Here is an 11747-nt window from a genome sequence, read left to right on the forward strand (position 1 = left end):
ACGATCGTCCATTAGTGACTCGTGAATTGCGGGAAGGGAGGTTGGGTGATCTTTCGCAGCGAAGCGTCCCGGGGATATACCCTTAGCGCGCCAGCCACGGCTTACGTGGGCTTTCTGGTCGCGGCGCCATTGGTGATCCTGATTGCCTATTCATTCTGGACCCAAACCTATGTGACGCTCGACAAGACACCGACGCTGAAGAATTACAGCGATGCGTTTGCGGATCCGCTGGTCCGGCACCTGATGCTCAGATCAATCTGGATTGCCGGAGCGGTGACCGTAGTCACCGTCGCACTGGCCTATCCCATCGCGTATTTTATCGCGATGAAGGCCCAGAAAAAGACCATCTGGCTTCTGCTCATCACCATTCCGTTTTGGTCCAGCTATCTGCTGCGCGTATTTGCCTGGAAGCTCATTCTGGGGTTCAACGGCGTGATGAACTCTGCGCTTCTGGCGCTGGGTTTGATCAGCGAACCTCTCGACTTCCTGCTCTACAACGAATTTGCAGTCGTGCTGACGCTCGCTCATGCCTGGGCACCATTTGCGATCCTGCCGATCTATGTCTCACTGCAAAAGATCGATCCGAGCCTTCTTGAGGCTGCAACAGATCTTGGGAACAGCCCCTTTCAACGTTTCATGCGGGTGACCCTGCCACTGACGATCCCAGGTATCATTGCTGCTTGCCTGATCATCTTCATCCCTACCGTCGGTGATTATGTGACCCCGGCTTTGGTTGGTGGTTCAGACGGGAAGATGATCGCCAATCTTATTCAGGTGCAGTTCGGGGCCGCCAACAACTGGCCCCTTGGGGCCACGCTGTCGCTGATCGCAATGCTTTCGGTGGGTTTTGTGGCCATCGTGTTTGTCATGTCCGCGACGCGGCTGGGGAGGCGGATCAGATGAGACGTCCTTCGACCCTGACAGCCTATGCGTTCCTGTATCTGCTGTTTCTGTACCTGCCGGTTCTGTTCCTGCCCCTGTTCTCTTTCAATAGCGGCACAATCGTTGCGTTCCCGATTAAGGGCTGGACACTGGACTGGTATCGTAAGCTAGGCGAGCAGGACACGTTGATCCAGGCGCTTTGGAACTCGCTTGCCGTCGGCACTGTTGTTGCGCTTCTGTCGACCGCCATGGGGCTGTTCGCCGCCCGTGCCTTCGTTCGGTACCGTTTTCGGGGTCAACGCGCGGCAGAAGGTCTGGTGATGCTGCCTTTGGTGATCCCAGGTATTATCGTCGCCTCTTCAATGCTGGTCCTGTTTCTGTTTCTTGGTCTCAAGCCGTCATTGCTGACCGTCATTCTGGGCCACACGTTTCTCGCGCTGCCGTTCTCTGTCTCGATCTTGAAATCCGCCTTTGATGACTTCGACGCATCACTGGAGGAAGCATCTTACGATCTGGGCGTCGGTGTGTTCGAAACCTTCCGCCGCGTGACGCTGCCGGTCGTCGCCCCCGGTATCGTAGCAAGTGTTTTGGTCACATTCACCGTCAGTTTCGATGAATTCGTCCTTGCCTTTTTCCTGTCCGGCAACCAGCCAACCCTGCCGGTTTACATCTGGAGCCAGATCCGTTTCCCCGCCAAGCTTCCAAATGTGTTGGCGCTGGGGTCGATCCTGCTGCTGACTTCGGTTCTGCTTCTGGTTCTGGCCGAATACTTCCGCCGCCGTTCATCCGCATCAGAGGTCCGATGACAAACAGAAACATCATAGAGCTCAGGGACGTCGAAAAGCGCTACGGAACATTTGTGGCCGCGAGCGGAATAAACCTTGACCTCAGAGAGGGCGAGTTCTTTTCGCTCCTCGGTCCTTCGGGATGTGGCAAGACCACGGTTTTACGCATGATCGCGGGCTTTCAGGAACCCACCAGGGGGAAGGTGCTGATTGACGGTCAGAATATGGAAGGAGTGCCCGCCAACAACCGCCCGACGAACATGGTCTTCCAAAGCTACGCAATCTTCCCACACCTCAATGTCGGGAACAACGTAGCCTACGGGTTGCGGGGCAAAGCACCCAAGGCCGAGATCGACCAGCGCGTCGCCGAAGCTTTGGAGATGGTTGAACTGGGTGGTCTTCAGGATCGCGGCGCAAGCGAGTTGTCGGGCGGGCAGCGTCAAAGGGTGGCGCTTGCCCGCGCGCTGATCATGCGGCCAAAGGTGTTGCTTTTGGATGAACCCTTGTCAGCGCTTGACAAGAAGCTGCGCGAACAGATGCAGTTTGAAATGCGCAATCTGCAACAGTCGCTTGGCATTACCTTTGTGATGGTCACGCATGACCAGTACGAGGCTATGACCATGTCCGACCGTATCGGCGTGATGTTCAACGGACAACTCAAACAAGTTGACACGCCAACGACGCTTTATGCCCGTCCCTGTGATCAACAAGTGGCCAGCTTCATCGGTGAGATGAACATATTGCCGGCCCGGTTACTGAGCGAAAGCGGTGACATGTTGTCAATCGATGCGGCTGCCTTCGGGCGGATGGAAATCGAGAGAAACCCCAATGTGGCGACCAGCGCCAGAAACATGAACATCGGTATTCGACCGGAACAGTTGGAGATTGCTGCGGACCGTCCTGAAGACTACCCATCAACGGTTCAGGGCACTGTCAGCAACGTCGCCTTCTACGGTGAGAATATTCACTACCACATTCAAGTGGCTGGGGCCGAGAAACCAATCTCGGTCTCGGTTCCGAACTATTTCCACACGGTCGACTTTAAACGCGGCGATGTCGTTTGGCTGGGGCTTCAGGCGGCTAGCGTGATCGATCTTGGTACGATCTCGGAATAAAACAGAGGGAGGATAGAATGAAACTTCAGGGAATTGCGGCCTTCGCATGTGCGACGGCAATAACGACAGGCATTGCCAGTGCAGGTGGCGCAGATCTGACGGTTTTTGACTGGTCGGGATATGAAGATCCCGGATTCTTTGCCAGCTACATGGAAAAATACGGGGATGAAGCGCCAAGCTATTCCTATTTCGGAAGCCAGGAAGAAGCCTTTACCAAGCTGAGTTCCGGTTTTACCGCTGATCTGGCACATCCTTGTTCTGACGCGGTCAGAAAATGGGTCGCAGCTGATCTGATTCAGCCTTTGGATGAAAGCAAGCTGACCAATTGGGCGGATGTGCTGCCCGAGATCAAAGAGGTCGACGCCATCGTTCTGGACGGCCAGCTTTACATGCTGCCGTTCGAATGGGGGAACACAGGTCTTATCTATCGCACCGACAAGATATCAGGGGATGACATCTCACTGCAATTGATGGCGGACCCGGCCTATGCAGGCAAAATCGCCATCCCGGATGCCGCATCGTCTGCTTATGCCCTGGCCGCGCTGGCCACCGGAAACGCGGATGACTACACCAACCTGAGCGATGAGCAATTCAAGGAAGCATCGGATTTCCTGCGCTCGATCCACCCGAATATGCGTTTTTACTGGTCCGATGCGGGTCAGTTTGACCAGGCCATGACCAGTGGCGAGATCGAAATGGGGTGGGCCTGGAACCAGTCCGAACTAAACCTGATCTGGAACGAAGTGCCCGCGGCCATGATGCGCAACGTGGACAAGGGCATCGCGACCTGGGCGTGTGGCTATGTGCATCTGAAATCGTCCACGACACCGGTCGATCAGGTCTATGACCTTTTGAACGCGCTTACGGACCCTGCCAGTGGTCAGTACATCATCGACAACTGGGGTTACCCGCATTCCAACGCAAAAGCTTTCGAAATCGCCGATCAGGGCAGCATAGAAGCCTATGGTTTTTCCGATCCCAAAAGCTTTTTCGAGGGCAGTTTGTTCTTTGATGCTGTGAACCCCGAGCTTGAGGCGAAGATGCTGGCCGAATTCGAGCGGATCAAAGCCGGCTTCTAACATAACCCACTATCCGGAGCCTTAAGGCTCCGGAACTCAAATACAGGAAAACGCGTGATTATGTCGAACGCGAACCCATATGCTCTGCTTTTCGAACCGGTCCAGATCGGGCCCGTCACAGCCAGAAACCGCTTTTATCAGGTGCCGCATTGCACCGGGATGGGGCATCTCAGGCCGCGGGCGGACGCTGCCGTACGGGGCATGAAAGCAGAAGGTGGCTGGGCGGTGGTGTCCAATCAGGAGACCGAGATTCATCCGACCTCGGACTTGTCCCCGTTCCCCGAAGGGCGATTGTGGGACGCACGCGATGTGCCTGCGCTGCGGCTGATGACGGATGCAGTGCATGCACATGGCGCGTTGGCGGCCATACAGCTGGTTCATAACGGCAACCACGCGCAAAACCTGCTAACCCGCGCTCCGGTTCTTGCACCGTCCGAGATGTCTGTGGATACGACGCAACCAAAGCACGCGCAGGCCATGGACAAGGCCGATATCCGGGAACTCCGCCGCTGGCACCGCGACGCGGCCCTGCGCGCGAAAGAGGCCGGGTTTGACATCGTTTATGTCTATGCCGGGCACAACATGACATTGGCGCAACATTTCATGCTGGCCCATATGAACCAACGCAGCGATGAATATGGGGGGTCGCTTGAAAACCGCGTGCGGCTGACCCGTGAGTTGCTGGAAGACACCCACGATGCCATAGGCGACAGCTGTGCCGTTGCGTTCCGCTTTGCCATTGACGAGATGATGGGCGCCGACGGTATGCAGGCAGCAGAAGAAGGCCGCGCGGTTGTTGAGCTATTGGCCGATCTTCCCGACCTGTGGGACGTGAATGTCGCGGATTGGTCCAATGACAGCGCAACGACCCGTTTTCAGCCCGAAGATGGCTATCAGAACGCGTTTCTGTCCCACGTCAAACAGATCACCCGAAAACCTGTTGTTGGCGTGGGCCGACTGACGTCCCCGGACATGATGCTGTCGATGGTCAAAAAGGGAATTGTCGACCTCATCGGTGCCGCGCGGCCATCCATTGCGGACCCTTTCATACCAAAAAAGATCGAGGAAGGCAGGATCGACGAAATCCGCGAATGCATCGGCTGCAATATCTGCGTGTCGTCGGACAATCTGGGTATTCCGATCCGCTGCACGCAAAACCCAACGATGGGCGAGGAATGGCGCCGCGGCTGGCACCCCGAGATCATCGCGCCGAAAAAAAGCGACGCAGAAGTGCTGGTCATCGGTGGTGGACCTGCGGGATTGGAATGCACCATGCAATTGGCACGGCGCGGGTATCAGGTGACACTGGCCGAGGCCTCGGCCGAACTTGGTGGACGGGTAGGTAGGGAAAGCAGACTTCCAGGCCTCGCCGCCTGGTCGCGGGTGGTTGACTATCGCCTGAACGATCTGAAACAGCGGGCCAACGTTCAGTTATTCACTGACAGCAAGCTCGAAGCCGGACAAGTCGCCGAGCTTGGCATCGAGCATGTCTTTGTTGCAACCGGCAGCCATTGGCGCGCAGACGGCGTGGGTCGCAACACGCAGCGCCGTCTGCCCACGATCACGCCGGATGCCAAGGTGTTGACGCCTGGTGACATTATGAATGGGGTTCTGCCCCCGGACGGTCCGGTGATGATCTATGATGATGATCATATCTATCTGGCGGGAGTGATTGCCGAAAAACTTGCGGCAGCCGGATATCAGGTCATTTTTGCCACGCCAGAGAGTTTGGTTTCGGCCTACGCCGTTCATACTTTGGAACAGTCCCGCATCCAGGCCCGCATGATCGAACTGGGGGTCGATATCCTCTGCAATCAAGTGCTTACGGCGGTTCAGAGCGACGCGGTGCGGATCGGCTGTGTCTTTACAGGCCGCGAAACTGAAATCCCGTGCGCCTCAACGGTTCTTGTGACCGAGCGTCAGCGTGAAACCGCCCTTTTCGACAGCCTGAAGAGAGCCGGTTTGAAAACCCTTGACCTCATTGGTGATGCCGCGTCGCCGGGGCTGATCGCAGACGCGGTTTTTGCAGGCCATCGCGCCGCCCGCGATTTCGAACGCCCAAAGGCCGATGCAGACAAAGACTGGTTTCGCCGTGAGATTATTGATTTGGCAGAGGATGCAACATGAACAGCACCAATGAAGCACCCCGTTCACGTCGTCGCGGGGGCGGGGGGCGCGCAGCGCGTCTGAAGGTACAACAGACGACCACGGGTAACGAAGCCGTACGCGGGGGTCTGAGCGGCGGGCGCTATAGACCGCTGACTCAGACCGATATGGAGAACATCCATCATGCGGCCTTGACCGTCCTGGAACAAACCGGAATTACCGACCATTTCCCGGAGTTGCTTGAGCTGGTGCTTCCCAAAGGTGCAGTGCTGAGTGACCTCAACCGGCTGTGCTTCCCACGCGCCCTGATGGAGGACATCCTGGCAGGTGCCGCCAAGGAGTTTTACGTCTATGCCCGAGGGGAGCGCGAAGGTAAGGACGACATGCATTGCACGGCAGAAAGCGTCTATTTCGCCAATTCCGGCACCGCCGTGACAACATTCGATTCCAAAACCAAAACCTATCGTCCGTCGGTTCTGCGTGATGTTTATGATTTCACCCGCCTGGTCGACCGGTTGGAAAACATACACATGCTGGGCGACACGGTTCTGGCGACGGATGTGACCGATGACTTCACCCATGACATGAACACCATTTATGCCATGCTTGCGGGCAGCCAAAAACCCGCCTGCCTGACTTTCCGTGACCGCAGCCACATTCCACATGCCATCCGCATGTTTGATCTGGCCCAAGGGGGCGAGGGGGCTTTCCTGAATAAGCCAAGCGTCATATTCGGCGGCTGCCCCATTGTTTCCCCCTTACGGATCGGCAAGGAAAATATGGAGATCCTGATTGATACCGCCAAACTTGGCCTGACTGTCGATCTGGCCGTGCCACCTCAAGCCGGGGCCACGGCACCTGCGACGCTTGCGGGAACGCTGGTTCAGACCGTGGCCGAAACACTTGCCTGCGTTGCCATCGTCAACCTGATCACGCCGGGTTGCCCCATCTGCTTTGCGGCCTGGCCCTTCATTACGGACCTGCGCAGCGGGTCTTTCACCGGTGGCAGTGGCGAACAGGCGCTGATCGGTGCCGCAGCAATTCAGATGGGCAACTTTTACGGCCTTCCCACTTCGGTGGGCGCAGGTATGACCGATGCAAAATTACCTGATGCGCAATACGGGTTGGAAAAGGCGCTGACCTTTACCCTTGCGGCGCATGCCGGTGCCAATCGCCTGTGCGAGTTTGGTGGCATGATCGGTAGCCTGATGGGATGCAGCTTTGAAAGCATGGTCATCGATGACGAAGCGGGCGGCATGATCCTGCGATCGTTGCGTGGGATAGAGGTTACTGATGAAACCATGGCGGTGGATGTGATCCACCAATGTGCCATAGATCCGGGTCATTTCCTCGGCAATCCGCACACGCTGAGCTATATGAACAGCGAATTTGTCTACCCTCAGCTGATGGACCGCGAGCGTACGGACACTTGGGAGAATGAGGGGAAAATGGATCTGTTGGACCGCGCCCGCAACAAGGCGAATTCCATCCTCGACAGCCATTTTCCTAATTATTTTGGTGCTTTGGACGCTCGGGTGCGCGAAGAATTCCCTATTGTACTAAGCGCGGAAAGCATGGCCCGCCATGGATAACTCCAACGCCAAGCAATGGGACAACGACCACTTCCTGCACCCGTGGGAAGGGATGGAGGCTTTGGGCGAAAACGACCGCACCTTTATCGAAGGCGCCAGCGGCATCCATCTGATAAACGAAAAGGGTGCTTGCCTGATCGACGGACCGGGGGGAATGTGGTGCACCCAGATTGGGTATGGGCGCGCGGAAATGGCCGAAGCAATGGCCGAGCAAGCCCGGAATCTTGCCTATTTCTCACCCTTCAACAACACCAACTCGACTGCGGCACAGTTCGCCCGCGAAATCGCCAAACGTGCGCCCGGCGATCTGAATAATGTCTTCTTTACAACCGGCGGTTCCACCGCGGTTGATACAGCCATCCGGTTTGTCCATTTCCGCAACAACCTTATGGGTCGGCCAGAGAAAAAGAAAATCATTTCAAGGCAAAAAGCCTATCACGGAAGCACTTATCTGGCAGCCAGCGTCAGTGGAAAAGAACGTGACAGGCTTTGGCTCGACAAGGCCGACGACCTGGCGCATTTCCTGCCGGACGTGAACCCGCTTTACCGCGCGCCCGGTCAAAGCGATGAGAGCTTTCTGAACGAGAAAGCTGCCGATCTCGAAAACGCCATTGTGGCACTTGGCCCGGAAAATGTTGCCGCTTTTATCGCTGAACCAGTTTTGGCCTCGGGCGGTGTCATCGTGCCACCAATCGGATATCACGCACGCTGCCTGAACATCTGCAGGAAGTATGATGTCCTGTATATATCAGACGAGGTTGTCACGGCTTTCGGCCGATTGGGTCATTGGTTCGCCTCCGAGGCTGTCTTTGGCATTCAGCCCGACATAATCACCTGCGCCAAGGGGATGACATCCGGGTATGCGCCGATGGGGGCCGCGATTATCTCAGATCGGCTGATAGCGGATGTTGCGGGAAAAGATGCCACCTTTTCGAATGGCTACACCTATTCGGGCCATCCGGTCAGCGCGGCTGCCGGGTTGAAAAACATCGAGATTTTCGAGCGGGAAAAGATACTCGAACACGTTCGAAATGTCGGCCCGATTTTTCAGGATCAATTGCAGCAGTTGCGCCAGATTGACATTGTGGCCGATGCGCGTGGGATGGGATTGATGGGGTGTGTTCAGTGCTCAGTCGATGGCGATCCCCAGAGCGAGCTTGGGCGCGACTATGAGATTGGCAGTCGTATCGATATGGAATGCCAGAAACGCGGTCTGCTTGTAAGACCCGTGATCAACATGTGTGTTCTTTCACCGCCCCTCATCATTACAAAAAGCGAAATCGAGCATATGTTTGCTATTCTGCGACAAGGGCTAGAAGCGACATCCGAGTGGCTCGGCAGGATCAGTGGCCGGTGACTGTTGCAGGCTGTCGCTGCGAAAACCTGGAGATCGGCTACCGTAGCGGCATTTACATCTTAAGGATTGCCAAGTTCGTTTTCGTCAAGGAGTTGGCGTATTTGCACTGCCCGAGCGACTATGGCATCTACACGTTGGTTCCAGAGATGGAGTGTTTCGGATCATCAGTGTAGCCGTTTGATTCTGTCGTGCACGGCCATTACAGGACCGATTATTTACGTCCAGAGAGATCCCAAACAAGGCCAGTAAAGGAATGACGAATTCGTAGCGCGTCAAGACAGTGACTACAGTTTCAACCTCGGGACAGCGTAATCAAAAGGATTCCCAATGCGATCAGGCTTGCCCAGCCGATACGGTGCAGAAAACGGGATTCCTTCAATATGATCGCCGCGAGGGTCACTGAAACCGGGATCGATGCTTGCCGTACCGCGCTGACTGTGGCGGCTTCGGCCCCAAGCTGGAACGCGGTCAGGATGAACAGGTAAGACAGATAGGACGCAATCCCGGCAAAAGCGATCCGCACCGGTGCCTGCGCCCAGCCACGCACGACCCCCAGAAACGGGGCTGACAAGTGGCGATCTTCCCAGGCTCTGATGCCAGCAAGCAGCGGTGTCACCAGAATATAGGTGAAAAACAGGAAAGGTGCCGGATTGGTCAGCTTCATCGCTTGGGCATCGCTTAGCGAATAAGCGGCAGATCCCAGCATCGCCATACTTGCCATCGCGAACGCTTTGTGATCATGCAGCAGCCCGCCAGGCGACTTCTGAATCATCAGGCTGCCTAGCAGGACCAATGCGATCCCCAGCAGGGTGAACCACGAGTAATGCTGATCAAGGGCCAGCCAGCTGAAGGCGACAATGGCAATCGGCGACGAACGGATAATCGGATAATAAACCGACAGGTTCCCACGTCTCAGGGCCGACAATGTGCCGTAGTAGTAGAAGGTCAACCCAAGGGCTGAGATTGCGACAAAGGGCCAGGTCTCAAGCGGCAGGCTCAATTCCTGACCCATGACCAGCGTATGAACCGCCGCCAGGATCACCCAGGTCAGAGACACTCCGACATAGCACGACACCGGATGCGCAACCCCTTTCAGCGTAAGGTCGCGCAATGGGTGGGTTGCCGCCGAAACCAGAACCAATGCGATCCAATAGGCTTCCATACCTCAGGTCTGATGCAATGGGTTGCGTTGCAGGAAAGTGTTGAAATGCACCGTCAGCTGATCCTCGGCGATCTGTACGACACCGTAGGCCGGAGGTTCGTCGCAGAACTCGCCATCGACACTGGCCGCATTCAACGGAATCTGATGGTTGAGACTGGGCAGGCTGGTAAATGGAATGCCGCGCCAGTTCACATAGGTCATGCGGTGCACATGGCCGTAAAACACATGCCGAATGTTGCGCCCGTGTTTGAGTGCGTCAGCAAAGGCGTCCGCCTCGACCAGCCTGATCTCGTCCACAAGGGGAATGCCAAGGTCAAAGGGCGGGTGGTGCAGGAACACATAGGTTGGCTTGTCCTCGGCCTGGGTCAGTTGCTGCCTGAGCCAGTCCAGCCGGGCAGGGCAAAGCTGCCCTTCATGCACATCGCGCCCGTCTTTGGTTGAATCGACAAACAAGAAAACCCCCTCATCCGTGTCGAACCGATGCTGGACAAACCCGTTGGCATCCTTTGGATGATCCGGGAAGACCGATTGGAAAACAGTTCGGTCGTCGTGATTTCCAATCAGCAGAAAAGAGCGGAGCGGAAATGCGGTCAGTTTCGCTTTGAGCGCCCGATAGGCCTCATCCTCGGCAAATTCAGCCAAGTCGCCAGAGATGACACAGAACGCCGCATCGGAATGCCACCGAAGGATATCGTCCAAACAGGCGTCCAGCCGCTGGGATGGAAAGCCGCCGTTTAGCGGGCCAGAGTCGCGGACGAGGTGTATGTCAGTGATGTGAATGAATTTCATCAGCCATTTTCCCCGAGTATTGCAAGAAACAAGGTATCGACGAAGCTTGCCGATCGCACGGATTTAGTAAGAAATTCACTGGGTTCACTCGCTCATACGCGACAAGGTTTGCAGTCGAACACGACAGAGTTCGCGAACCTTCCCCCAAATGATGTGAAGCCGTGGTCCAGATGATCCGGCCATATTGCTGTCGCGGGTACGCAAGTCTGAAACGGGCGTGGTGCCGGGCCTAAACGAACATGTGGAACCTGGACAGTCTTGCTCAGCTGAGAAAATGGAGAACCAATGTCGCGCACGCCGAGGAGGTAGATACGCTTAGGTTTGCCCTCTGTATGCCGCCGTTTCACACAGCGCAGCCAGTGTCATCACACCGCCTGGCCTGGCTGGTTGCCGACTTGCGTCCACAGCGGCAGCCTCGCTGGCAAGTAGGCTTCCAATCTCTGCACCCAGCTGCAGCTTAGAGACCTGGCCAAAGTGATGTGCCGCAATCCGGCCTGACTGATCCAATAGAACAAGGCTGGGCGTGCCGCGCATTCCGTATGCTGCCATGGTTTCCGGCAAAGGCCCGGTGCCCTGTTTGTCGACCGCCACAGGAAACCTGATGCGGTATTCGTGAAGAAAGGCTTTCAGTGATACCGGCGTCATTGCGTCGTGATGTTCGAAAACGGTGTGCAACCCGATTACGGCGACGTGTTCGTTGGAAAATTGCTCCCGCACAGCTTGTGCCAGAGGGATGCCATGGATGACGCAGCCTGAGCATAGCATCTGGAAAGCCTCAATGACGACAACCTTACCCTGGAAATCCGAAAGCATTAAGTTCTTGTCAGTGTTGAACCATTCACTGACCTGCAGTTCAGGCGCTTGCATATTGATCTCTCCT

The 11747-nt window shown here is 56.1% G+C and carries 10 protein-coding genes; 7 read left to right on the plus strand and 3 right to left on the minus strand.

The features are described 5' to 3' along the window. The first annotated feature begins 45 nt into the window (after positions 1-45). The 7 genes from AC2FLO_RS18570 to AC2FLO_RS18600 are packed head-to-tail and all read left to right on the plus strand — an operon-like array spanning position 46 to position 8916. Complete coding sequence (locus tag AC2FLO_RS18570) at positions 46-903, plus strand: ABC transporter permease (protein ID WP_496753342.1); 858 nt, start codon at positions 46-48, stop codon at positions 901-903. Further along, positions 900-1688 (plus strand): ABC transporter permease, encoded by a 789-nt coding sequence (locus tag AC2FLO_RS18575; protein ID WP_480588105.1) that lies wholly within the window; start codon positions 900-902, stop codon positions 1686-1688. Before AC2FLO_RS18570 ends, AC2FLO_RS18575 begins: the two co-directional genes overlap by 4 nt. After that, the gene (locus AC2FLO_RS18580) at positions 1685-2782 is read left to right on the plus strand and encodes an ABC transporter ATP-binding protein (protein ID WP_496753341.1); all 1098 of its coding nucleotides are present in this window, start codon (positions 1685-1687) and stop codon (positions 2780-2782) included. Before AC2FLO_RS18575 ends, AC2FLO_RS18580 begins: the two co-directional genes overlap by 4 nt. Before the next feature lie 17 nt (positions 2783-2799). Next, entirely contained in the window at positions 2800-3861 is a 1062-nt protein-coding gene (locus AC2FLO_RS18585; protein ID WP_267366085.1) for an extracellular solute-binding protein, read from the plus strand. 60 nt (positions 3862-3921) lie between these two features. After that, entirely contained in the window at positions 3922-5988 is a 2067-nt protein-coding gene (locus AC2FLO_RS18590) for an FAD-dependent oxidoreductase (RefSeq protein ID WP_496753340.1), read from the plus strand. Then, positions 5985-7559, plus strand: a complete 1575-nt coding sequence (locus AC2FLO_RS18595) for a trimethylamine methyltransferase family protein (RefSeq protein WP_496753339.1) — start codon at positions 5985-5987, stop codon at positions 7557-7559. The genes AC2FLO_RS18590 and AC2FLO_RS18595 overlap by 4 nt, the downstream gene beginning before the upstream one ends. After that, a complete protein-coding gene (locus tag AC2FLO_RS18600; RefSeq protein ID WP_496753338.1) occupies positions 7552-8916 on the plus strand; it encodes an aminotransferase in 1365 nt (454 codons plus the stop codon). Before AC2FLO_RS18595 ends, AC2FLO_RS18600 begins: the two co-directional genes overlap by 8 nt. A 292-nt stretch (positions 8917-9208) precedes the next feature. Here AC2FLO_RS18600 and AC2FLO_RS18605 read toward each other — a convergent pair whose 3' ends face one another. From AC2FLO_RS18605 to AC2FLO_RS18615, 3 genes are all read right to left on the minus strand, one after another. Continuing rightward, positions 9209-10078 carry an EamA family transporter gene (locus tag AC2FLO_RS18605; protein WP_480588114.1) on the minus strand — a complete coding sequence of 290 codons (870 nt, stop codon included), beginning with the start codon at positions 10076-10078 and terminating at the stop codon, positions 9209-9211. A gap of 3 nt (positions 10079-10081) precedes the next feature. Next, positions 10082-10867, minus strand: a complete 786-nt coding sequence (locus AC2FLO_RS18610) for a phosphodiesterase (protein WP_496753337.1) — start codon at positions 10865-10867, stop codon at positions 10082-10084. Positions 10868-11182: 315 nt separating this feature from the next. After that, entirely contained in the window at positions 11183-11734 is a 552-nt protein-coding gene (locus AC2FLO_RS18615) for a redoxin domain-containing protein (RefSeq protein WP_480588118.1), read from the minus strand. Positions 11735-11747 lie beyond the last annotated feature (13 nt).

The sequence above is a fragment of the Ruegeria sp. TASC047 genome (assembly GCF_059612445.1).

What these genes read in the sequence shown, in the direction of transcription:
- AC2FLO_RS18575 (WP_480588105.1), top strand. Translation starts at nt 900, where the DNA reads ATGAGACGTCCTTCGACCCTGACAGCCTATGCGTTCCTGTATCTGCTG.
- AC2FLO_RS18580 (WP_496753341.1), top strand. Translation starts at nt 1,685, where the DNA reads ATGACAAACAGAAACATCATAGAGCTCAGGGACGTCGAAAAGCGCTAC.
- AC2FLO_RS18585 (WP_267366085.1), top strand. Translation starts at nt 2,800, where the DNA reads ATGAAACTTCAGGGAATTGCGGCCTTCGCATGTGCGACGGCAATAACG.
- AC2FLO_RS18590 (WP_496753340.1), top strand. Translation starts at nt 3,922, where the DNA reads ATGTCGAACGCGAACCCATATGCTCTGCTTTTCGAACCGGTCCAGATC.
- AC2FLO_RS18595 (WP_496753339.1), top strand. Translation starts at nt 5,985, where the DNA reads ATGAACAGCACCAATGAAGCACCCCGTTCACGTCGTCGCGGGGGCGGG.
- AC2FLO_RS18600 (WP_496753338.1), top strand. Translation starts at nt 7,552, where the DNA reads ATGGATAACTCCAACGCCAAGCAATGGGACAACGACCACTTCCTGCAC.
- AC2FLO_RS18605 (WP_480588114.1), bottom strand. Translation starts at nt 10,078, where the DNA reads ATGGAAGCCTATTGGATCGCATTGGTTCTGGTTTCGGCGGCAACCCAC.
- AC2FLO_RS18610 (WP_496753337.1), bottom strand. Translation starts at nt 10,867, where the DNA reads ATGAAATTCATTCACATCACTGACATACACCTCGTCCGCGACTCTGGC.
- AC2FLO_RS18615 (WP_480588118.1), bottom strand. Translation starts at nt 11,734, where the DNA reads ATGCAAGCGCCTGAACTGCAGGTCAGTGAATGGTTCAACACTGACAAG.